Raw genomic sequence first — 23,778 nt, 5'->3', positions numbered from 1 at the left:
GAAGGACTCCCATGTACGTTCTGCCATTGATTCTGCGCAAGGCTGCCTCACGGACAACGGCATTCGGTTGTGTAAGCCTGTTCATGCTGGCGGGCCTGTGCAGCGCCGCCACGCAGGCTGCCAGTCTCGATCCGGCCGTGCTGCCGAAGATCCAGGCGGCCACGTTCGAGGTGGTCGCGGCCAAACCGGTCAATGATCCGCTCACTTACGAAAAGCCGCTGCCGATGGAGTTGCTGCCGTACCAGGAGCGCAACGACAAGTACTACTCGATCGGCACGGCTTTCGCGCTGGGCAACAACCGCTACGTCACCGCCGCGCACGTGCTGCAGGTCGGCATCGGCAGCCTGTGGGGCGAGCCGGCCCTGCGCGATGCCGGCGGACATGTCTATGCGATCGGCAAGATCGAAAAGTATTCGCTGCAGCAGGATTTCGTGGTGTTCTCGCTGGCCACGCAGCCTGCCGGCGCAACGGCACTGGAGATCGACTCCAAGCCGGCATTGAACCAGGTGGTCTATGCGGTCGGCAATGCACTGGGCACCGGCGTGGTGATCCGCGATGGCCTGTACACCTCCGACACGCCGGAGGACCAGGACGGTCGCTGGAAATGGATGCGCTTCTCGGCGGCAGCCTCGCCCGGCAACAGCGGCGGCCCGCTGCTGGACAAGGACGGCAAGCTGATCGGCATCGTGCTGATGAAATCGGCCAACGAGAATCTCAACTATGCGTTGCCGATCGGCATGGTGCTGGATGCGCCGGACGGGCAGGCCGTGATGGACACGCGCGGGGGCTACCAGCTCGACATTTTCGACACGATCCAGAACGGCACCTTCAAGGCACAGTTCGCGCTGCCGATGAGCCTCGGCGATTTCTATCGCAACTTCCAGGCGCGCTTCGACGATTACAGCGATACGCAATTGAAGGCATTGCTCGCCAAGGAATCCGTCAGCCTGTTTCCGAAAGGCGAAGGTTCTGCACGTCTGCTGTTCCAGCAAACCAGGCTCGACAGCTTCCCCACGCTGATCGTGCGCGGCAGCAATGGCGAATGGGAGCGTGTAGGCAGGCAGTCGCAGCATTTCTCGCTGGACGGCAATGGTTATGTGGACGTGGGTGCGGCAGGTCGTAACGGATTATTCCACCTGCGCCGGCCGGACGATGTGGACGCGGTCAGGTTCTACGGCGACGCGAAGTCGCGCATGGACCTGCTGGTCAAAACCGGCATGTTCCGGCGCGAGGTCGGTGGCGAAAAAATCAAGATCACTTCGCTCGGCAAGCCGACCCTCGAATCGATACACATCGACCGTTGGCAACGCCCCTAGAATGTTGATGTCTGGCCGTTGCCTTACGCGAACGCCCTGGTCGTGGTGTATTCGCTACCTGTGCCGGACGGCTGCGTGATGCTGACGCGGCTGGCTCCGGCTGCCAACGCGCACGACACCAGACTGGACATGGATGAACTCAGCAGCTTCATCCATGCTACGTACGAAGGCACCCTGGCGCAGTGGAAGGATTTCCTCAAGGAACCATCTGCACTGCGGCCGGCCGCGTTCAAGAACATCCATATCGGCTTCGACTATGGTCATGGCTTCAGCTACACATCGCAGCGGGTGGCTTTCTCGTACACCTCTGACGTGCAGTCGATCACACCGGGCAACCTGCTGTGGCTTGGGTTCAGGTTTTTCATGGACAACGGTCAACCGGTATGGGATGTGGCGGACGTGGATATCTGGAAGAGCGGGGCCTCCGACGATCACAACAACGTCAACATCCAGCGTTTCGTCGCTCCGCCGGCCGGCCTGGACGACGACATGACCAGTCACTGGCAGAAACTGTCGCAGCGCCAATATCCCTACAACGCCGTCGCACGTTACGAAAACGATCTGATGGAGATCGATGCCGTGGTTGCCCGGAGCACTGCCAGGAACAAGCCGGCCGCGGTGCTGTACACCGCTTTCTATGGCGTTGCGGGCACACACCCGCAGGCCGACATGAAGAGCAAGCTCGACCTGTTGATGAAGGACATGCGGGTCATGGAGCATTGATCGAGGCGCCCTCGCCTGGATGCATGGCGAAGGGTGATTCCTGCCGCAGACAGCTCATGGCGTCTGCGGCAGCGTCGGGCAGGTATCGCGTGGACATCTGATGACGAGCATAGACGTGGAACAGCGAGGGCAATCGGTGCAGCGGGAGAATGGCGCAACTGGGGCGCGGGATGTGGCCTGGCTCACGATGGCCGACGGCCAGCGGCTGTTCCTGCGCGACTGGCCAAAACCGCAGGCGCGCGGTGCGGTGCTGATCGTGCACGGCCTGGGCGAGCACAGCGGCCGCTACGAGCAGCTCGCCGCCTGGTTCAACCAGCGCGGCTACGCGGTGCGCAGCTATGACCAGCGCGGACACGGGCAGACGCCGGGCCAGCGCAGCGCACTGCGCCATGGCGACGATCTGCTGGAGGATCTGGCCACGGTCTACATCGATTACACCAACGGGTTGCCGCATGCACCCCTGCTGCTCGGTCACAGCATGGGTGGCCTGGTGGCGGCGCGTACCGTACTGGATGGCCGCATCGCGCCGCCGGCCCTGCTGCTGTCCTCGCCCGCGCTGCGCAGCTGGGAGTCGCCGGCGATGGTGCGTCTGGCCAGCGTGCTGGGCCGGCTGTTGCCGAACCTGCCGCTGCGCACCAGCTTGAAGGTCGACAAGCTCTCGCACGATCCGCAGGTGGTGCAGGCCTATCGCGACGATCCCTTGTGCACGGGCTGGATCACGCCGAGGCTGGCCAATTTCATCTTCGAGGCCGGTGCGGCGTGCATCGCCGATGCCGCCACGCTGGCGATGCCGACCCTGCTGCTGGTGGCCGACAGCGACGAACTGGTCGATCCGTCCGGCAGTCGTGCGTTCGCCAGGAAGGCGGCAGCCAGCGGCCAGCTGACCACGCGCTTCTTCTCCACCCTGTATCACGAGCTGTTCAACGAAGCCGAGCCCGGGCGCAGCCAGGTGCTGATGCAGCTGGCCGACTGGCTGGGACGGCGGGTATGAGCAACCGCAGCCGCAGGGCGAACCTGAATCTGCAACCTGGACGCCCCGCCGACGCCTCGCCGTTGCCATGAATTCCGGCGATACTCCTGCGCAAGCCTAGGGAGAGGTTTTCATGTCACGTTCGCCGATCGTGTGCCCTTCGCGCAGCGCAACGCTGCGCGCCTTCGTTTTACTGCTGCTGTGCCTGTCCATCGCCGCCTGTCATCGCGGCCATGAGGGAGGCAAACCGCCCCTGCAGGGAGCGCCGGCCAGCAGCACCTCGACGCAGGAGGCAGCAAATACCGCCTTCGCGCTCGTCTCGGCCAGTTCGGAATCACAGGACTCGCGCACCGCACTGACCCTGCGCTTCAATGCTGCGCTGGCTTCGGCCCAGACCTTCGACACGCTGATCGCAGTGACCGGCCCGAACGGCGAAGTGGTCAGCGGCAGCTGGAGCCTGCAGGACGATGGCAAGACGCTGAGTTTCCCCTTCGTGCAGTCGAACACCCGCTATGCGGTGCGGGTGCAGCCAGGCCTGTTGGCGGCCGACGGACACACGTTGGGCCATGAAGTGAGGCATGACGTGTACTCCGGCAACCTGCCGGCGGCAGTCGGCTTCGCCTCGCATGGCAGTGTGCTGCCGGCGCGCGGCACGCGCGGCCTGCCGCTGGTGTCGGTGAACGTGCACGATGCCGACGTGGAATTCTTCCGCGTGCACGACGATGCATTGTCGGACCTGTTCTGCGCCTATCCGCGCAACGGCCAGCGGGACAGTTACGAGCTCGACCACGAGGTGAGTTCCTACAACACCTGTGGCAAGGACGACGACCGGCGCAGCAAGCGACCGATCACCGAGATCGCCGATTCCGTCTACGCCAACCACTACACGCTGGGCGGTGAGCCGAACGAGCGCACGGTCACCTACCTGCCGGTGCAGGGCATTAGCCAGCTGTCCGAACCGGGCGTATACATGGCCGTGGTCAAGGCCGGTGGCACGTTCAAGGGCAACTACGACACCGCCACGTTCTTCGTCAGCGACCTCGGCCTGCATCTGCGGGTGTACCACGACGACGTGCTGCTGCACGTGGCTTCGCTGCGCGACGGTTCGCCGGTCGACGGCGTCGATGTCGAGATCCGCGATGCCAATGGCCATACCACGCTCAAGGCCGGCACCGGTGCCGACGGCAACGCGCTGATCGCATACAAGGTCAAGTCGTCCGACGTGCTGGTTGCACGGCACGGCAAGGACATCTCGGTGCTGCCGTTCAACCGGCCGGCGCTGGATGTGTCCAACTTCGACATCACCGGCCGGCGGCAGGCGCCGTTCGAGGTCTACGCCTGGTCCGGCCGCGACCTGTACCGCCCCGGCGAGACGCTGCGTGCCTCGGCATTGCTGCGCGACTACGACGGCAAGCCGATGAAGGCGCAGTCGCTGTTCGTGCGGGTGAAACAGCCGGACGGGCGCACCCTGGTGGAGAAGCAGTTGCAGCCGCAGCAGCTCAACTACTTCGAACTGAGCCAGCTGATTCCGGCCGATGCGCCGACCGGCCTGTGGCAGCTGGAGTTCCGCCTCGATCCCGCCAGCAGGGAATCGGTGCAGGCCTTCCCGTTCCATGTCGAGGAATTCCTGCCGGAGCGGCTGAAGGTGGAGCTGTCCAGTCCGCAAAAGCAGCTGGCGCCGGACGAACCGTTGAAGCTGAAAGTGGCATCCAGCTATCTCTATGGTGCACCGGCCGACAGCAACCGCTTCACCGCCAAGCTGCTGGTGGCGCCGGAAGTGCACCCGGTCACGACGATGAAGGACACCTTCTTCGGCAATCCGTTGGTCGACTTGCCGAAGAGCGCCGACAACGTGATCGATGCCAAGCTCGATGCGCAAGGCGTGCTGCAGCAGGACGTACCGCTGCCGGATGACGTCAAGCCGGTCGCGCCGCTGGCGGTGACCCTGTCCGGCAGTGTCTACGAGAGCGGCGGCCGCGCGGTGACCCGCCTGCTGCAGCGGACCTACTGGCCGGCCGATACCCTGGCCGGCGTACGCCCGTTGTTCGATCCGAAGCAGGGCGCCGAGAGCGAGAGTCCGGTGGGTTTCGAGATCGTGCGTGCGAACGCCGACGGCAAGCTGGTTGCCGGCACACACCTCAAGGTGCGCCTGCAGCGCGAGCTGCGTGACTTCTATTGGCTGTACGAACAGAGCGGCGGCTGGAAGTCGGATGCGAACCAGCGCCTGCAGCTGATCGAGGAGAAAGACATCGACGTCGCCGCCGGCAAGTCGACCCATGTCGAGTTTCCGGTCGAGTGGGGCAGCTACCGGCTCGAGGTGTACGACCCGGCCACCAAACTCACCACGGTGTTCCCGTTCTTCGCCGGCTATAGCTGGGATGACGAGAACCTCGGCAAGGAGGCGCGGCCGGACAAGGTCAAGCTGGCGCTGGACAAGGCGCGCTACCACGCCGGCGACACCATGAAGGTCACGGTGACGCCGCCGCACGACGGTCCCGGCGTGCTGCTGGTGGAATCGGATCACCTGCTCTATACGAAGAACATCGACGCGAAAGCCGGTGCCACCTTCGAGATCCCGGTGACGAAGGACTGGGAGCGCCACGATGTCTACGTGGTCGCGCTGGTATTCCGCGGTGGCGAGGCGGACGAGCACACCACGCCGGCCCGCGCGATGGGCATCGAATACGTGGCGATGGATCGCAATGACCGGCGCATCCCGCTCAAGCTCGTCGCACCGGCGATGATGCGTCCGGGCAATCCGCTCGATGTCACCGTGCAGGCGAGCGGGCTGGCCGGCAAGCAGGCGTTCGTCACGTTGTCGGCGGTCGACCAGGGCGTGCTCAACATCACCAACTACCCGGTGCCGGACGCGTGGGCGTGGATGTTCGCCAAACGCGCGCTCGGCATCGACGCGTATGACCTGTACAGCCGCATCATCGAGGCGATGGACGGCGAGCAGGCCAAGCTGCGCTATGGCGGCGACATGAGCGGCAAGGCGCTGCCGAAGGCCGCGCGGCTCAATCCGAAGGTGCAGATCGTGGATCTGTTCGCCGGGCCGGCCGCGTTCGACGCACAGGGTAACGCCACGCTGCATGTGACCGTGCCGGACTTCAACGGCAGCTTGCGCCTCGCCGCACTGGCCTATACCGGCGAGCGCTACGGCAATGCCGACGGCAGCGTCACCGTGCGCGCGCCGCTGGTGGTCGAGCCGAGCACGCCACGCGTGATGGCGGCGGGCGACAAGGCCACGATCAGCCTCGACCTGAAGAACCTGTCCGGCAAGGACGGCATCGCCAAGGTCAGCGTGAAGGGCGACGGGTTGATCGCGATCGACAACGCCAGCCGCAGCGTGCCGCTCAAGGATGGTGCCGGCACCACGCTCAGCATGCCGGTCACGGCCGCCGCGGGCGCTGCGGTGGCGAAGGTCGATATCCATGCCGAGCTCAACGACTACAAGGTGGATCGCCATTTCGAATTTGCGGTGCGTCCGGCCTGGCCCGAAACCGTCAGCACCACGCCGCTGGCGCTGGAAGCGGGCAAGCCGCAGCACTTCGGTGCTGCCGTGGTGGCCGGTCTGCTGCCGGCGACCGTGCGTGCGCAGATCACCCTGAGCACGCTGCCGCCGCTGCCGTATGCATCGGCCTTGCGCGGCATCCTCGATTATCCCTACGGCTGCATCGAGCAGACCACCAGCAAGGGCTACGCAGCACTCATTCTGGATGGCCCCACGGCCAAGGCACTCGGCGCGCCGGTGATGAGCGACGACGTGCGCAACGCTGCAGTCGAAGGCGCACTGGGACGGATCGCCTCGTTCCAGGCCAGCAACGGTCACTTCAGTTTCTGGGGCGGCACCAGCCCGATCGAGACGTTCACCACGCCGTACGTGGTCGACTTCATGCTCGACGCCCGCGATGCCGGTTTCGCCGTGCCGCAGGATGTGCTGCAGAAGGCGTTGCAGCGCCTCAACGACGACCTGCTCGCCGGCGGCCATCCGTATTACAGCTACGAACAGCACGATCATCTGCGGATCGCCGACGAGGCCTATTCCGGCTTCGTGCTGGCACGTGTCAACCGGGCACCGCTGGGCACCTTGCGGGCGATCTTCGACAACGACCGCGGCAAGCTCGTCGCACCGCTGCCGCTGGTGCACCTGGGCATCGCGCTCAAGCTGATGGGCGACAACGAGCGCGCGCAGAAGGCGATCGCGGAAGCGTTTGCGTGGAACAAGGAGCGGCCGTGGTACGTCGGCGATTATGGCTCGGACCTGCGTGATCTGGCGCTGATGGTCGCGCTCACCCACAGCTACGGCATGAACAAGCCGGAGTACGACACCAAGCTGGTCGACTGGGCACGCAATGCCTCGGCCAATGTGATCGAACGCCAGAAGAAGGAGGCCGGCTACCGCTGGTCGTGGTCCTACCTCAGCACGCAGGAGCAGGCGGCGATCGCCCGTGTCGCTCGTGCCTTCGATGCGAAGGACAGTGCCCCACTGGCGGCGACGATCAGCGTGAACGGCAAGATCGAGCAGGCGCCGAACCAGCGCGTGTGGAGCCGTGATCTCAGTGTGGCCGAGCTCAATGCCGGTGTCACCGTGACACCCGCCAGCCAGGCGGCGATCTTCGCCACGCTCGACGTGGCCGGCATTCCGCAGAAGGCGCCGGCGGCCGACCCCAGCCAGATCGACGTGCGGCGCAGCTACTTCACCACCGATGGCAAGCCGTGGGCCGGCGACCAGTTGAAGGAGGGCGACACGCTGATCGTCGAGCTGACCATCGAGGCGCGCATGGACCTGCCCAACGCACTGGTCACCGACCTGCTGCCCGGCGGACTGGAAGTGGAGAACCTCAACCTGGGCGGTGCACAGCAGTGGGCCGGTGTGGTGATCGACGGCATCGATCTCGACCAGCACACCTCGGCGGCCAATATCGTGCACGAGGAATATCGCGACGACCGCTACGCGGCCGCACTCAACCTGACCCGCGGCGATGCGGCGCACGTGTTCTACCTGGTGCGTGCGGTGACACCCGGCAGCTATACCGTGCCGCCGCCGCTGGTGGAGGACATGTACCGGCCCGCCGTGCGCGGCATCGGCAAGGTCGAGCCGGCGAAGATCACGGTGGTGGAGCCGTAGCCGCTCCTGCTCTTGAAAAGCTTTGCTCCTCCCTCTGCTTGCAGGGGGAGGCAGGGAGGGGGTAGGCCTTTGACTTTTGCCTTGGCTTGATGAAGAGCAACCCCACCCCAGCCCTCCCCTGCTGAGCAGGGGAGGGAGAAAGGCAGAGCTCTACCGGGCCCATGTCAACGCGCATCGGAACATGACCGCAACCACGCACGACACGCTGTCCACCGCCACACCTCGTTCCAGCGCGTGGCGCCGCTGGCTGCGCGCGGTCGTGATCGCCGTCATCGTCGTGCTGCTCATCGCCGTCGCGCTCGACCGCCTGTTCCCGCTGCGCCTGCCGGCGCCCGACACCGGCAGCACGGTGGTGCTGGCGCGTGACGGCACGCCGCTGCGCGCGTTCGCCGACAGTGATGGCGTCTGGCGCTACCCGGTCACTGCGAAGCAGGTATCGCCGCTGTATCTCTCGGCACTGCTGCATTACGAGGACCGCTGGTTCTACCGCCACCCCGGCGTGAACCCTTATGCGCTGGCACGGGGGTTCGCCGGTGGCTTGCGGCATGGGCACATTGTTTCGGGCGGCTCCACCCTGACCATGCAGGTGGCGCGGATCATCCAGCCCGGCTCCGGTGGGTTCCGCCCGCACACGTTCGGCGGCAAGCTGGTGCAGATCCTGCGCGCGCTGCAACTCGAAGTGCACCTGAGCAAGGCGCAGATCCTCGACCTGTACCTCAATCACGCGCCGTTCGGCGGCCCGATCGAGGGCGTCGATGCCGCCTCGTGGGCTTATCTGGGCAAGCCGGCCAGCCAGCTTTCGCGCGCCGAAGCGGCCCTGCTCGCGGTGCTGCCGCAATCGCCAAGCCGGTTGCGCCCGGATCGTCACCCCGAGGCGGCGCGTGCGGCGCGCGACAAGGTATTGCGGCGCATGCGAGATCTCGGTGTCTGGAGCGCTGCGCAGGTGCGCGATGCGGCGATCGAGCCGGTGGTCGCACGCTCGTTGCGCGCACCGTTGTCGGCGGCCTTGCTGGCCGAGCGTCTGCATCAGCAGCAACCGCAGGCACGTCGCATCACCACCACCATCGATGCCGATCTGCAGCGTGCCGCGGAGGATCGCGTCACCACTTATCTCGCGCGACTGCCGGCGCGCACGTCGGCCGCCTTGCTGGTGGTCGACAATGCCACGCTGGAAGCGAGCGTCTACGTCGGTACGGCGGAGTTCGCCGATCCGGTCCGGCTGGGCCATGTCGACATGGTGCGGGCACCGCGTTCGCCCGGCTCCACGCTCAAGCCCTTCCTGTATGGCCTCGCGCTGGACGATGGCCTGATCACCTCGCAGAGCCTGCTGGTCGATGCGCCGCAGGATTTCGGCGGCTACAAGCCGGGCAATTTCGACGAGGCGTTCAGCGGGCCGGTCAGCGTGGCCGAGGCCTTGCAGCGTTCGCTCAACGTGCCGGCGGTGGACGTGCTGGACCGGGTCGGTCCGAACCGTTTCGTGGCGCGGCTGGCCAACGGCGGCATCGACCTTGGTTTGCCCGATGGCGCGAAACCGAATCTGTCGATCATCCTTGGTGGCGCGTCGACCCGACTGGAAAACCTGGTCGGCGCGTATACAGCGTTCGCCAACGGCGGCATCGCCGGTACGCCGCGCTACACACCGGACCAGCCGGCACAGCCGCGGCTGCTGCTTTCGCCGGGTGCGGCATGGATCATCCGTGATGTGCTCGCGCACAACCCGGCGGATGTCGAAGGCGCGCCGCTGGAAGGCACGATCAACCGGCACGCCGCGGTTGCCTGGAAAACCGGCACCAGCTACGGCTATCGCGATGCGTGGGCGATCGGCGTCACCGATCGCTGGACCATCGGCGTGTGGATCGGCCGTCCGGACGGCACGCCCTCGCCGGGCCAGTACGGTGCAGTGACCGCGCTGCCGCTGCTGTTCCAGATCGCCGACATGCTGCCGCAACGCGGCGGCGTGCACCGCGTGCAGCCGGCCAGCGTGCGTGCGGTCGACATCTGCTGGCCACTCGGTGCTGCCGCTGCCGCCACCCCGGCGAACCTGTGCCGCCAGCGTCACACCGCATGGGTACTCGATGACGCGCTGCCGCCCACCTTTGCCGAACGCGATCTCGGTGCATGGGCCTCCGGCCTGCTCACCTTGCGTGTCGACGCCAAGGGCCAGCGTCTCAGCGCGACCTGCCACGCCCGCCACGAGCACACGATCCGGCTGGCGCGCTGGCCGGCACTGGCCACGCCGTGGCTGAGCATGGACGACCGAGCCAGCTCGGCGTTGCCCCCGCTTGCACCGGGCTGCGCCGCCGACTCGCTCGATGTCGCCGCACCAATCCGCATCGCCGGCCTCGGCAACGGCGCCACCCTGCGCCGCGCACCGAACAGCGCCAATCCGCTGCACGTCACGCTTCGTGCCCTGGGTGCGCAGGGCACCGTGCAATGGCTGCTGGACGGACGCCTGCAAGGCACCAGCGAAGATGCCACACCGCTGTCGCTGACCCTGCAGCAAACCGGACGGCACACGGTCACCGCACTGACGCGCAGCGGCGCCTTCAGCTCGCTGCAGCTGGACGTCGCCGACTGAGTCGCCTGGTCGGAAGCGCAAGAACTACGCGGACCGTGCTGTCGGGCTTCAACCACAAGCTGTAGCCGACGAGGTAGCGTTCCGTGGCGCCTTTGCCCGCCATGCATGAACCCGGGGGCGATTTGGCTGTGCCCGGGTCCATGCCACCGCAACAACGTGCCGGAAAAGAGCATGGTGGCACAGTCCGCCTGCCTCGGCGGAAGCCTGACGCCTGTAAAATGCCAGGCGAATGCTCCAGACAGACGAGGTTCCCATGGTCCGTACCCGAAGCGGGTGGTTACTGCATGCCGTCCTGGTGACAGTCGCCTGCGCTGGCAGCGCACACGCGGCTGCCGCGGCAACGGAGCGCGTACCGGAACCGACCCACTATGCGGACTGGCCGGCAATCAAGAGCCGACTGGTCACCGACCCTGCGCTGGAAGCACGCGTACGCAAGATCGTGGCGAGCATGAGCCTCGCCCAGAAAATCGGTCAGATGACGCAGGCCGAGATCAAGTCCATCACGCCGGCACAGGTGACCAGGTACTACATCGGTTCGGTACTCAACGGTGGTGGTTCCTGGCCCGGCGCCAACAAGCATGCCGGGATCCAGGACTGGCTGGCGCTGGCGGACCGTTATTACGATGCGTCGATGGCGACCGATGCGGCGATCAAGGTGCCGATCATCTGGGGCACCGATGCGGTGCACGGCGACAACAATGTCCTCGGAGCCACGCTGTTCCCCCACAACATCGGCCTGGGTGCGGCGCACGACCCGGCGCTGATCGAAGACATTGGTGCTGCCACCGCGAGGGCAGTGCGCGCGACGGGTGTCGAATGGGCGTTCGCCCCGACACTTGCCGTTGCACAAAATGCCCGCTGGGGGCGCACCTACGAAAGTTTCTCCAGCGAGGGTCCGCTGGTGCGCGAGTATGCGCGCGCCTATGTAACCGGGCTGCAGGGCGACTTTGGCGACCACGACGTCATGGCGACCGCCAAGCACTTCATCGGCGACGGTGCGACCTGGAACGGCACCGACCAGGGTAACGCCAAGGTCAGCCAAGCAGACATGATCAATGTGCACGGCGCAGGCTACTTTGGCGCCATCGAAGCCGGTGTGCAGAGCGTGATGGCGTCCTACAGCAGCTGGGATGACGCAGGCGCAGGCGTCAACTACGGAAAAATGTCCGGTGCAAAGGCGCTGTTGACGGGCGCGCTGAAGGACAAGATGGGCTTCCAGGGTTTTGTCGTTTCCGACTGGAATGCCATTGGCCAGTTGCCTGGTTGCACCAATGCCAGTTGTCCGCAGGCGATCAATGCCGGCATCGACATGGTGATGGTGCCTGATGACTGGCAGGCCTTCATCGTCAACACCACCCGCCAGGTCAAGGATGGCCAGATCCCGATGGCCCGCATCGACGACGCGGTGAGCCGGATCGTCCGGACCAAGTTGCGCATGGGCCTGTTCGGCAAGCGACCTTCGCAACGTGCGGGAGCCGGTGTCGTGAAGTCGCTGCAGAGCCGCGAACTGGCGCGACGGGCGGTCCGCGAATCGCTGGTCCTGCTGAAGAACAATCACGACGTGCTGCCGCTGAAGTCGGGCATGAAGATCCTGGTCGTCGGCAAGAGCGCCGACAGCATGTCGAACCAGACCGGCGGCTGGTCGCTGACCTGGCAGGGAACGGACAACAGCAACAGCGACTTCCCCGGCGGCGAAACGATACTGGCGGGTCTGCGTGACGCCGATGGCGCGGCGAATGTCGTGTACAGCGAAACGGCACAAGGCGTGGACCTGAAGCGCTTCGATGCCATCGTGGCGGTGATCGGGGAGACGCCGTATGCGGAGACGATGGGCGACATCATGCCGTCGGCCACCTTGCGCCACAGTGATCGCTACCCGGAAGATCTGGCGCTACTGAAGACGGTGGCCAAGGCTCACAAGCCGGTCGTGGCGGTGTTCGTGGCGGGACGCCCGCTCTACGTCAACAACCTGATCAATCTCTCCGATGCGTTCGTGGCTGCGTGGCTGCCCGGGACCGAAGGCGGCGGCGTGGCGGATGTCCTGTTCGCCGCCGGCGCTGGCGCCGCTCGCTACGATTTCAGCGGAACACTCGCCAGGCCGTGGCCCGGTGTGCCTTGTCCCGACACGGGTGCTGCCAACGCCAGGTCGGCGCGCTGGCTTTTCGCGCCGGGCTACGGGCTGCGTTATTCCGGCAAGCGTGAGGTGCCTGCGCTGCCCACCTATCCCGATGTCGATGCATGCGCCGGCGCTTCGGTGCTGTCAGTGTTTCACACGCTTGCCGTGCCACCGTTCGCGCTTTACCTGGCGGACGGGAATCCCGAACACCGTGCGCATGAGGTCGGTTCCGATCTGAATGCCGCTATCGACTGGCCGGCCAGTCATCCGGCGCTGCGTCTGCGTACGGTCCAGGTCAACACCCAGCAGGACGCAAAATCCGTCACATGGCTCGGTGCCGGCCGTTTTTTTGCGCAGAGCCCGCAGCCAAGGAACCTGATGCCGCTGGTATCTGCCCATGCGGCCTTGCAGTTCGACGTGGTGATCGGCACGCCCGCAAAAGAGTCGGTGAAGGTGTACATGGGATGTGGTCGCGACTGCACGAGAACGGTTGACCTGACCCGTACCTTCGCCGGCTATGCGAAGGGTGCACGACACACCGTGTCGATTCCGCTGCAGTGCTTCAGCGGGAGCGGTGCCGACCTCTCGCATGTCGATGTTCCCTTTGGCGTTCTGGCATCGCCGCCATTTTCCGCCGCCTTTGCCGACGTGAAAATCGTCGCCGGTGCGGCTGGACGCGTCGACCTGCCATGCGCAAGCCCGGGCACCTTGTGATCGCGGGTTTGCCGCAGCTGCACTGCGGCGGGGACGATACGCTTTGTGTGCAGCATGGGTGAGGGCAGGGGTATTCCTCGCTGGACGGCCATCGCGTCCATAGCAGTGATCACCTTGCTTGCGCTGGCGGCTCTGCATGTGTCCCGTCGCAGGGCAACCACGCCAGCGGTTCCGATCATCCCGGCGATGTATACGCCTGGGCCCGTGGTCCAGCTGTGGCTGAGTACCGAAGGTCGAAGTCTGCGTCTGGCGCGGCAGCCGGATATCGAGACAAGCGCGGCTGATGCATCGCCCGTTGACGTGGTCATCGACACCCGCAAGACCTATCAATCCATCGTTGGCTTCGGGGCGGCACTGACGGATGCGTCGGCGTGGTTGATCCAGAACAAGTTGAGTGGGTTGCAGCGCAGTGCGCTATTGCGCGAACTGTTTGGTCCGCCACCGGGTCTCAATCTGAACATGACGCGCCTGACCATCGGTGCCTCGGACTTCTCGCTGCAGCCGTACACGCTGGATGATGTCCCCTTTGGCGACGTCGACCCTCAACTGCAGCATTTCAATGTCGCGGCCAACCTGCATGACGTCATACCGATCATGCGCGAGGTACTGGCCATCAATCCGCAGCTGCGCATCGTCGCATCGCCGTGGAGCGCCCCGGCATGGATGAAGACCAGCGAAAATCTGATCGGAGGGGCATTGCTCGAGCAGTACGAAAGCACGTACGCGCAATACCTCGTCAAATACGTCGACACCTACCGCAGTTACGGCATCCCGATTTTTGCGTTGACCTTGCAGAACGAGCCTGGCTTCATACCCGTGACCTACCCGAGCATGGAGCTTCCGGCAACCGTACGGGCAAGGATCATCGCGCAGTATCTCGGTCCTGCCCTGGCCAGTCGCAAGCCAAGAACACTCATTCTTGGCTGGGATCACAATTGGGACGAGCCCGAGCAACCGTTGAGCCTGCTGGCCGACCCCGATGCCGCGCGGTATGTCGATGGTATTGCCTGGCACTGCTATCGCGGCGGCCCTGGTGCGCAAACCCGGGTGCATCGGGCCTTTCCCGGGAAGGACAGCTATATCACCGAGTGTTCCGGTGGCGAGTGGGCGTACGGCGAAAACGGTGAACTGCTCTGGTTTGCGCGGGACCTGCTGCTTGCCGGACTCAGAAATTGGGCACGCGGTGTCATCTACTGGAACGTGGCACTGGACGAGCACTATGGCCCGCATTTCGGCGGGTGTGCCAGCTGCAAGGGAATGATCACGATCGACTCGCTCACCGGCGAGGTGAATCGCAACGATGAATACTACGCATTCGCCCATTTCAGTCGATTCATCTTGCCCGGTGCCGTCCGGGTGCGATCCACCGCCACAGGCGATGGCATCGACAACGTGGCATTCCAGAATGCCACCGACGGATCGGTCGTTCTGGTGATGGTCAACAGCAAGGCGGATACGCATCGCGTCTCCGTCATGCAGGACAAAATCTCCTTTCAATATACGTTGCCGCCGCAGAGTGTGGCGACTTTTGTCTGGAACCCGAATCAGACGGAAAACAGGTGGGCACGACTCGTTCGCCGCTATTTCGAGAAGGCGATCGGTGCGCACAACGTAGTCAAGTGAAGTGGACTCGGCAGCTCTAACCCGCACCTGTCCGCGCACGCTGCGTACGCAGCAGCAGGAAGTGTGTGCACCAGTCCGTGGCATCCATGATCAAATGGAACCTGACCGTGGGCAGCTATGTGTCGGGTTCGGCGGGATTGTGTCCGCGCGGGTACCGGGAACGCGCGGGATGCGTCCTGACGCGGAAGCCTTGGTGACGGCGTCAATGGATGCGATGTTCCGACCGGTGCCTTTCTTTATCGAGGGATCGCATGATGTGCTCAACCTCTATCTTGCTTCGGCATGCGTTGGTTACGGCGATGCTCCTTGCGAGCATGGTCTCGCTTCCGTTTTGCACGCAAGCGGCGCCCGCAACGCAGAGGCCGAAGGTCATTGTCATCAGCCTGGACGCCTTCGGTGCCGCCAGCCTGCACGAGCCGGCGCTGCCCGCGCCCACGCTGCATGCGTTGATGCAGCAAGGCGTCTACGCGGTTTCCATGCAACCGATCAATCCGACCATCACATGGCCAAACCACACCGCCATGGTCACCGGCGTCAACGCCAGTCTGCATCACGTGCTGGTCAACGGGCTCATCGTCAACCAGCGCACCGCCACGCCGCCGAGGATCGACATGGGCGCGCCGAAGTCCCGGCTGGTCGCCGTGCCCACCGTTTACGACGTCGCGCATCGGGCTGGCCTCACGACGGCAGAGGTGGACTGGGTTGCCATCGAGGGCGCACCGGGCATCGACTGGCGGTTCCCCGAACATCCCCGTCCCGACGGTGCGGTCGAGCAGGAACTGGTACGACAAGGCGTCCTCACCCATGACGAACTCGTCGATTTCGGCAAGCCCTCGCAGGCATGGCGTGACCGCATCTACACCCGCGCGGCCATCGACATCATCCAGCATCATCATCCCGACCTGCTGTTGCTGCATTTGCTGGCGCTGGACAACATCGAGCACGAGACGGGCTTCGGCAACGACTCGGGGCGCAATACGATTGCCTTTCTCGATGACCGCGTGAAGGACGTCATCGATGCAGTGCGTGCTGCCGGCGAGCTCGACCGCACGACCTTCATCATCGTCTCCGACCACGGCCAGCAGAACGTCCATCAACTCCTGCATCCCAATGTCCTGCTCAGGCAGGCGGGACTGCAGGCAGGCTCTGCGGCCCATCCCGCTTTCTGCATCCCCGAGGGAGGTTTCGCCCTGGTCTTTCAACAGCACGCTACGGATGCTTCGACAAAGAAATTGAAACAGCTCTTCGCGGGCATGCCCGGCATCCGCTCTGTGCTGACTCCCGAGGAGGCGGCGAAAGAAGGCTGGCCGACGCCGGCACAGAGCGATCAGGCTCCCGATCTGCTGCTCTATGCGGCAGATGGCTACGAATTCAGTGAGAAGGACGCCCGAACGGTCGTGACACAGACCGAGGAGGTCGGTGCCCACGGTTACCCCAACTCGGACCCCCTCATGCAGGGGATCTTCATTGCCGCGGGCTTCGGCATTCGGCCCAAGGGTGAAATCCCGCCATTCCCCAACGTCGACATTGCACCGACCATCGCGCAGCTCCTGCACATTTCTCTCGGCACCGTGCAGGGCAAGCCGCTGACGGAAGTTCTGGAACCGCAAAGCCGCACGGCCAAGTAGATGGGTCGGGTCCGCTCCGTTTTCGTGGACAGTCGAGTCAAGGCCATGGACTGCCCCGGGGTCGAAAGCACCTCCCGTCCATGACACGCAACGGTACCTACGTCACCATCGCGCTGCGTGTGGTAGGTGTGCATCCATTATCTGCAGTGATGCTCGTGCAGAATGCATCAGGACATCCTTAAGAAAGCATCCTTAAGAAAGAACTAAGCCGCGCTGTCCAGAATGGACCCATGCACATTGCCAACCAACCACGACACGTGCCCGCCGTGTTGCGCCATCGCCTCCGCGTGATGTCGCTCGCACGCCGACCGCTCCGTACGGCGATGAGCATCGCCATCGGTCTGCTGCTGTCCGCCTGCGCCACTTACGCGCCGGCGCCGCTGGGCGCGGGTCAGGGCGCGGCCAGCGTGAGGCAGCTGGTGGCGCCGGTGGCGGCGATGCCCGCGCTGGCGTTGCCAAGCCATCGCTTCGATCCCTCGGACGGGCTCGATGTCACCGAGGTGGCGATGCTGGCGGTAGTGAACAATCCGGCATTGAAGCTCAAGCGGGACGAGCTCGGCATCGCCCGCGCGCAGGCGTTTGCTGCGGGCCTGCTGCCCGATCCGCAGTTGAGCTTCGGCAAGGATTATCTCGTCCACCCCGGACCCGGCCTGAGCAGTGCGTACAACTTCGGCATCAGCGAAGACATCAGCACCTTGTTGACGCGCTCGTCGCGCCGGGCTGCCGCACGCAGCCAGGCCGAGCAGGTCAATCTCGATCTGCTGTGGGCGGAATGGCAGACCGTGGCACAGGCGCGGCTGCTGTTCGATCAGGTGCTGACTCTGCGCGCGCAACAGGAGCGGCTTGCTGCCGAGAGGGATGCGATGGCCACGCTGGAGCCATCCATTCACGCCGCTCTGGCCGCCGGCAATCTCACCTACGACAGTGCCAGCGCCGGACTCAGTGCCGGTGCGGATATGCGCAAGCGTCTCGCCGATACGGCAGTCGCACTACATCAGGCGGACAGTGATCTGCACGTCCTGCTAGGGCTGGCGCCTGCGGCACCGCTCGATCTGGTCGGTGCGCCATATCAGGCCAGTGCGACGCCGGCGCAGGTGCAGCAGGCGCTGGCCGACCTGCCGCGACGGCGGCCCGACCTGCTGGCGCTGCAGGCCGGCTACCAGTCGCAGGAGGCGAAGCTGCGCGCTGCAGTGCGCGCCCAGTTTCCAGCCCTGAACATCGGTTTCACTACCGCCCGCGACACGACCGACGTGGCCACGCGCGGCTTCAGCATCGGCATCACGCTGCCGCTGTTCGACCGCAACCGCGGCAATATCGCCATCGAGAAGGCCACCCGGCAGCAGCTGAAGGACGACTACGAGGCGCGCATGCTGGATACGCGCAGCGACATGCAGCGACTGCTCGCCGATCTCGCCACGCTGGAGCAGCGGCGCATAGCGTTGAGCGCACATGCGCAGCAACTGGACGATGCACGTAGCGCCGCTGAACGGGCATGGCAGAACCATTTGCTGGATTGGCCAACCTATGTGGCCATCCGCGGCAATGCGCTGGGTGCCGACCTCGACCTGCTCGATCTGCAGCAGCAGCAAGCCACGCAGGCGATTGCGCTGGAAGCCCTGCTCGGCAATACCGATCTCGCCACCGCCCACCCAGTCTCCGCCCAGGCAGCCACGCCATGAACCGCTCCCTCTCCTTGCCGAATCTGTGCGCGCTGCTGCTGTTCAGCCTGCTGGCTGGCTGCAGCCATGGCGCTGCCGATGACGAAGATGCCGCTGCGCCGCCCGGCGAGGTCGCGGTGACCACCGCGATGCCGGTGCAGCAGACCTTCCACGACACCATCGAAGCCTGGGGCAATGCTATCGGTGACCCGCAGCACGCACGCACGATCAGTCTTGCGCATGGCGGGCAGGTGGTGGCCGTGAACGTCGCGGCCGGCCAGACCGTCAAGCGCGGTCAGCCGCTGCTGCGGGTCGCTCCCGATCCGGCTGCGCGCAGCGCGTGGCAGCAGGCACAGAGCGCGTTGACCCTGGCCCGCGGCGAACTCAGGCGCACCGAACAACTGGCCACACAACGACTGGCTACGCAATCGCAGCTGGCGGCTGCCCGCAAGGCGCTGGCCGATGCACAGGCAACGCTCGACGCGCAGCGTGCGCTTGGCGGTGGTTCGGCCGACGAGGCCGTCATGGCCCCGGTCGATGGCGTGGTCACCGCGTTGAGTGTGGGGCTGGGCGAACGCTTTGCGGCGAATGCGCCGCTGCTCGGTTTCACGCCCGCGCATGCGCTGGTGGCACAGCTTGGCGTGCAGCCGGAAATGGGTGCCAGCCTGCGGTCCGGCATGCCCGTGCAACTGCACAGCGTGTACGGCACGGCAGCAGGTTTTGTCGGCACGCTGCGCATGATCGGGCAGTCGATCGATCCGCAGACGCATTTGTTGAGCGTGCAGGCCGAGCTTCCCGCCGAGGCCGGCGCGACGCTGGTCGCTGGTGCGGCGCTGGATGCAAGAATCCGCACCGCCGACTTCAGCGCCTGGGCCGTGCCGCGTGCGGCCGTGCTGCATGACGAAAAGGGCGACTACCTGTTTCAGGTCGAGCAGGGCCATGCCAAACGCATCAACGTGAAACTGCGCAGTCCGGATGGCGATACCGTTGGCGTACAGGGATCGCTCGATGCACGGGCGCAGGTGATCGTGCTCGGTGCCTACGAACTCAACGACGGTGACGCGGTGCGAGCGCAGGCGGCATCCGCGAATGCCACGCCGGCATCGACGACAACCAAGCAGGATGCGGCGCAGTGAGTATCACCGTCTGGATGCAGCGGCACCGCCGTTCGTTGCTGTTTCTCGTGCTGATGCTGACGATCGGCGGCATCGCCAGTGCGTTGTTCATGCCGGTGGCGCTGTTCCCGAATGTGGCGTTCCCGCGGGTGCAGCTGACCCTGGATGCAGGCGATCGCCCGGCCGACCAGATGGCGATCGAGGTGACCACGCCGGTGGAAGAGGCGGTTCGCCGCGTGCGCGGCGTGCGCGATGTGCGCTCGACCACCGGTCGCGGCAGTGCCGAAGTCGCGGTGACGTTCGACTGGGGCGCGGACATGGCGGCGGCACTGCAGGAGGTCAATGCGGCGGCCGGGCAGATCCTGCCGCAGCTGCCGCCGGGAACCCAGCTGAGCACCCGGCGAATGGACCCGACCACGTTCCCGGTGCTGGCCTACAGCCTGCGTTCGCACACGCTGTCGCCAAGCGCCCTGCATGATCTGGCCGAATATCAGCTGCGTCCCCTGCTGAGTGGCGTCAGTGGTGTGGCCAACGTCGACGTGCAGGGCGGCGAAGTGGCCGAGTTCCATGCCGACGTCGATCCCGGCAAGCTGCGCGCGCAGAACCTGAGCCTGAGTGATGTCGCCGGTGCTGTCAGCCATGCCGCCACGATCCAGGCGATGGGCCGCGTCTCCGATCACTACAAGCTGTATCTGCTGCTCGCTGACAACCAGCCGGCCACCATCGCCGCGCTGCGCGATATCGTGCTGCGTGCCGGCCCCGGTGGTGTGGTGCGGCTCGGTGACGTGGCCGCCGTCAGCCTAGATCACGTGCCGCAGTGGATACGCGTCAATGCCGATGGCCAGAATGCCGTGCTGCTGCAGGTCTATCAGCAGCCCGACGGCAACAGCGTGCAGATCGCCAGCGAGGTGAAACAGCGGCTGGCCGACTATGCGCCGCAGATGCCTGCCGGCGTGCGCGTCGCCAACTGGTACGACCAGACCCAGCTGGTGACCGGCGCGGCCAGCAGCGTGCGCGATGCCATCATGATCGGCATCGTGCTGGCCGGGCTGGTGCTGTTCGTGTTTCTGCGCAATACGCGGGTGATCCTGGTTGCGCTGATCGTGGTGCCGGCGGTGCTGGCGATCACCGTGCTGCTGCTGTCCGTGCTCGGCATGAGCTTCAACATGATGACGCTGGGCGGCATGGCCGCGGCGGTCGGCCTGATCATCGACGACGTGATCGTGATGCTCGAACACATCATGCGCCGGCTCAACCAGGGCGAAGGCGAAATGCACGAACGCATCGCCGGCGCGGCGCTGGAGTTTACCCGTCCGCTGACCGGTTCCAGTGCCGCCACCGTGGTGATCTTCCTGCCGCTGGCCTTCCTGACCGGTGTGACTGGCGCGTTCTTCAAGGCGTTGTCGCTGACGATGGCCAGCGCGCTGATCATCTCCTACCTGCTGACCTGGATCGCGGTGCCACTGCTGGCCGAACGCTTCCTGGACCGGCGACATTCGGCCGAACACGCGCAGGGTCGTTTCACCCGAGGCATGATGGAGCGTTACCAGAACGTGCTGCAGCGTTGGCTGAAGCGGCCACTGCTGGTGCTGCTGCTGATCGTGCCGCTGGTGGTGCTGGGCAGCGTGGCCTATACGCGGGTCGGCACCGGTTTCATGCCGAAGATGGACGAGGGCGGCTTCATCCTCGACTACCTGTCGCAGCCCGGCACCTCGCTGGAAGAAACCGATCGCCTGCTCAACCAGGTCGAGACGATCATCCGCGCAAACCCGTATGTAGACACTTATTCGCGGCGCACCGGTTTGCAGCTCGGTGGCGGCCTCACCGAGGCGAACCAGGGCGACTTCTTCGTGCGCCTGAAGAGCGGCGCGCGCCCCTCGACCGAAGAGGTGATGACGCAGGTGCGCACCGAGGTCGAAAAGAAGGTGCCGGGGCTGGATATCGAGCTGTCGCAGCTGATGGAGGATCTGATCGGCGACCTGGTGGCGGTGCCGCAACCGATCGAGATCCAGTTGTACAGCGACGACGCGGCGCAACTGAACACCACCGCCAGCAAGGTTGCCGACGCGATCGGCAAGATCACCGGCGTAGTCGGCGTGCGCAACGGCATCAATCCGGCCGGCGACGCGCTGACCGTGCAGGTCGATCCGGCGAAAGCCGCGCTGGAAGGCCTCGACCCGGTCAGCGTCACCGACCAGGTGGCGGCAGCGATCGACGGCACGGTAGCCGCGCAGCTGCCCGAGGGCGGCAAAGTGGTCGGCGTGCGCGTGCGCCTGCCGGAAAACTCGCATCAACGACTGGAGCAGGTCGCCGCGCTGCCGATCCGCGCCGGCGACGGCCATCTGCTGCCGCTGTCGCGCGTGGCCACGCTGGAGCAGGTGCAAGGCCAGCCGGAGATCACCCGGGACAACCTCAAGCGGATGGTCGCCGTCACCGGCCTGATCAGCGGGCGCAGCCTCGGTGCCACCATCGTCGACGTCAAGAAGGTGCTGGCCAAACCCGGGTTGCTGCCGAAAGGCATGTTCGTCCAGCTTGGCGGCCTGTACCAGCAACAGCAGCAGGCATTCCGCGGACTCACCATCGTGATGCTGGCGGCGATCGCGCTGGTGTTCACCCTGCTGCTGTTCCTGTACGAGAGTTTTCGCGTGGCGCTGACGATTCTGGCGATGCCGCTGCTGGCGCTGCCGGCGGTGTTTGCCGGGTTGTGGTTGACCGGCATCGAGCTCAATATCTCGGCGATGATGGGCATGACGATGATCGTCGGCATCGTCACCGAGGTGGCGATCTTCTATTTCTCCGAATTGCAGGACGCCGAGACCGGCATGGCCTTGCACGATGCTTTGCACGAAGCCGGTCAGCACCGTACGCGGCCGATCCTGATGTCCACGCTGGCGGCGATCCTCACCCTGCTGCCGCTGGCCCTGGCGATCGGCCAGGGCTCGCAGATGCAGCAGCCGCTGGCGGTGGCGATCATCTCCGGCATGCTGGTGCAGCTGCCGCTGGTGCTGCTGGTGATGCCGGTGCTGTATTCCCTGCTGCGGCGCCGCGATGCGGGAAGTACCGGCTAAGGGAAGGGCGGGCTAAGGCATGCATAAGCCTGCGCCCGCATGCTGCAGCGGCGCTTCATGGTTTCCGTCCCCCTTCATTCCCCGTCCAAGTGAGGTGTCACCATGCAACTGTCACGCAGCATCCTCCCAGCCTTGCTGACCTTGGCCTGCCTTCCGCAAGTCGCAGCCGCGGCCGCGCCCAGTGCGGCCTACCAAGTGGTTTCGCGATTGCCGCTGGCCGGTGCGGGCGGCTGGGATTACCTGAGTTTCGATGCGCAGCACCGTCATCTTTTCGTCAGCCGTGGCGACCGTGTGCTGGTGATCGATGTCGATGCGCACAAGCAGGTCGGCACCATTCCCGACACCCAGGGCGTGCATGGCATCGCGATCGCTGCGGATCTGCAGCGCGGCTATACCAGCAACGGCAAGAGCGCGTCGGTGACCGTGTTCGACCTTGGCTCGCTGAAAACCGTCGCGACGGTCACGGGCACCGGCGAGAAACCCGATGCAATCGTCTATGACGGCGCCTCGCATCACGTGTTCACGCTCAACGGCAAGAGCGGTACCGCCAGCGTGATCGACCCGGTCAAGAATGCCGTGATCGCCACGATTCCGTTGCCGGGCAAGCCGGAGTTCGCGGTGTCCGACGGTGCCGGCCATGTCTACGCGAACATCGAGGACAAGTCTGAACTGGTGCAGATCGACTCGACGAGCAACAAGGTATTGCAGACCTGGCCGCTGGCACCATGCGAGTCACCGAGCGGCCTGGCCATCGACACGCAGCATCATCGCCTGTTCTCGGTATGCGACAACCGCACGATGGCGGTCACCGATGCCACCGACGGCCATCAGGTGGCCACCGTTGCGATTGGCGACGGCCCGGACGCCGTGGTGTTCGATGCCGCCGATGCGATGGTCTACAGCTCCAATGGCGAAAGCGGCACGATCACCGCGGTGCACGAGGATGATCCGAACCACTTCACGGTGACGGCGACGATTCCCACCCAGACCAGTGCGCGCACGCTGGCGCTCGATCCGAAGCTGCATCGGCTGTATCTCTCCGCGGCTCGCTTCGGGACCACGAAGCAGGCAAACGGTCGCCCGACGATCGAGCCGAACAGCTTCAGCATTCTTACCGTCGGGCGTCACTGACGCCGAT

At 65.2% G+C, this 23,778-nt stretch carries 12 protein-coding genes; all 12 read left to right on the top strand.

The window, feature by feature from the left end:
- Positions 1-11: 11 nt before the first annotated feature.
- The 12 genes from ACYVKM_RS04210 (at position 12) to ACYVKM_RS04155 (ending at position 23,771) form a co-directional block, all read left to right on the top strand.
- Positions 12-1,316: a S1 family peptidase gene (locus ACYVKM_RS04210; RefSeq protein WP_460876021.1), complete on the top strand. Its 1,305-nt coding sequence runs from the start codon at positions 12-14 to the stop codon at positions 1,314-1,316.
- An 18-nt stretch (positions 1,317-1,334) separates the two neighbouring features.
- Complete coding sequence (locus ACYVKM_RS04205; RefSeq protein WP_460876019.1) at positions 1,335-2,039, top strand: hypothetical protein; 705 nt, start codon at positions 1,335-1,337, stop codon at positions 2,037-2,039.
- Positions 2,040-2,226: 187 nt separating this feature from the next.
- On the top strand, positions 2,227-3,030 hold the full coding sequence (locus ACYVKM_RS04200) for a lysophospholipase (RefSeq protein WP_460876523.1): 804 nt from the start codon (positions 2,227-2,229) through the stop codon (positions 3,028-3,030).
- A 112-nt stretch (positions 3,031-3,142) separates the two neighbouring features.
- Complete coding sequence (locus ACYVKM_RS04195; protein WP_460876018.1) at positions 3,143-8,140, top strand: alpha-2-macroglobulin family protein; 4,998 nt, start codon at positions 3,143-3,145, stop codon at positions 8,138-8,140.
- A 181-nt stretch (positions 8,141-8,321) separates the two neighbouring features.
- On the top strand, positions 8,322-10,718 hold the full coding sequence (gene pbpC / locus ACYVKM_RS04190) for a penicillin-binding protein 1C (protein WP_460876017.1): 2,397 nt from the start codon (positions 8,322-8,324) through the stop codon (positions 10,716-10,718).
- Between the two features lie 253 nt (positions 10,719-10,971).
- Positions 10,972-13,548 carry a glycoside hydrolase family 3 protein gene (locus ACYVKM_RS04185; protein ID WP_460876015.1) on the top strand — a complete coding sequence of 859 codons (2,577 nt, stop codon included), beginning with the start codon at positions 10,972-10,974 and terminating at the stop codon, positions 13,546-13,548.
- Between the two features lie 54 nt (positions 13,549-13,602).
- Entirely contained in the window at positions 13,603-15,171 is a 1,569-nt protein-coding gene (locus tag ACYVKM_RS04180) for a glycoside hydrolase family 30 protein (protein ID WP_460876014.1), read from the top strand.
- Positions 15,172-15,470: 299 nt separating this feature from the next.
- Complete coding sequence (locus ACYVKM_RS04175) at positions 15,471-16,799, top strand: alkaline phosphatase family protein (RefSeq protein WP_460876013.1); 1,329 nt, start codon at positions 15,471-15,473, stop codon at positions 16,797-16,799.
- Between the two features lie 323 nt (positions 16,800-17,122).
- Positions 17,123-18,478, top strand: coding sequence for a TolC family protein (locus ACYVKM_RS04170; RefSeq protein WP_460876011.1), 1,356 nt, complete (start codon positions 17,123-17,125; stop codon positions 18,476-18,478).
- On the top strand, positions 18,475-19,593 hold the full coding sequence (locus tag ACYVKM_RS04165; RefSeq protein WP_460876009.1) for an efflux RND transporter periplasmic adaptor subunit: 1,119 nt from the start codon (positions 18,475-18,477) through the stop codon (positions 19,591-19,593). The genes ACYVKM_RS04170 and ACYVKM_RS04165 overlap by 4 nt, the downstream gene beginning before the upstream one ends.
- Complete coding sequence (locus ACYVKM_RS04160) at positions 19,590-22,640, top strand: efflux RND transporter permease subunit (protein ID WP_460876007.1); 3,051 nt, start codon at positions 19,590-19,592, stop codon at positions 22,638-22,640. Before ACYVKM_RS04165 ends, ACYVKM_RS04160 begins: the two co-directional genes overlap by 4 nt.
- Positions 22,641-22,742: 102 nt before the next feature.
- Positions 22,743-23,771 (top strand): YncE family protein, encoded by a 1,029-nt coding sequence (locus ACYVKM_RS04155; RefSeq protein WP_460876005.1) that lies wholly within the window; start codon positions 22,743-22,745, stop codon positions 23,769-23,771.
- The last annotated feature ends 7 nt before the right edge of the window (positions 23,772-23,778 follow it).

This window comes from Rhodanobacter koreensis (genome assembly GCF_054782855.1).
Note: the sequence above shows the minus strand (reverse complement) of the source record. Positions and strands in the feature narration are given on the sequence as shown.

Excerpts from the sequence above, each read along its gene's own strand:
- ACYVKM_RS04210 (WP_460876021.1), top strand. The coding sequence starts at position 12 with ATGTACGTTCTGCCATTGATTCTGCGCAAGGCTGCCTCACGGACAACG.
- ACYVKM_RS04200 (WP_460876523.1), top strand. The coding sequence starts at position 2,227 with ATGGCCGACGGCCAGCGGCTGTTCCTGCGCGACTGGCCAAAACCGCAG.
- ACYVKM_RS04195 (WP_460876018.1), top strand. The coding sequence starts at position 3,143 with ATGTCACGTTCGCCGATCGTGTGCCCTTCGCGCAGCGCAACGCTGCGC.
- ACYVKM_RS04155 (WP_460876005.1), top strand. The coding sequence starts at position 22,743 with ATGCAACTGTCACGCAGCATCCTCCCAGCCTTGCTGACCTTGGCCTGC.
- ACYVKM_RS04180 (WP_460876014.1), top strand. The coding sequence starts at position 13,603 with ATGGGTGAGGGCAGGGGTATTCCTCGCTGGACGGCCATCGCGTCCATA.
- ACYVKM_RS04175 (WP_460876013.1), top strand. The coding sequence starts at position 15,471 with ATGCTCCTTGCGAGCATGGTCTCGCTTCCGTTTTGCACGCAAGCGGCG.
- ACYVKM_RS04185 (WP_460876015.1), top strand. The coding sequence starts at position 10,972 with ATGGTCCGTACCCGAAGCGGGTGGTTACTGCATGCCGTCCTGGTGACA.
- ACYVKM_RS04170 (WP_460876011.1), top strand. The coding sequence starts at position 17,123 with ATGAGCATCGCCATCGGTCTGCTGCTGTCCGCCTGCGCCACTTACGCG.
- pbpC (WP_460876017.1), top strand. The coding sequence starts at position 8,322 with ATGACCGCAACCACGCACGACACGCTGTCCACCGCCACACCTCGTTCC.
- ACYVKM_RS04165 (WP_460876009.1), top strand. The coding sequence starts at position 18,475 with ATGAACCGCTCCCTCTCCTTGCCGAATCTGTGCGCGCTGCTGCTGTTC.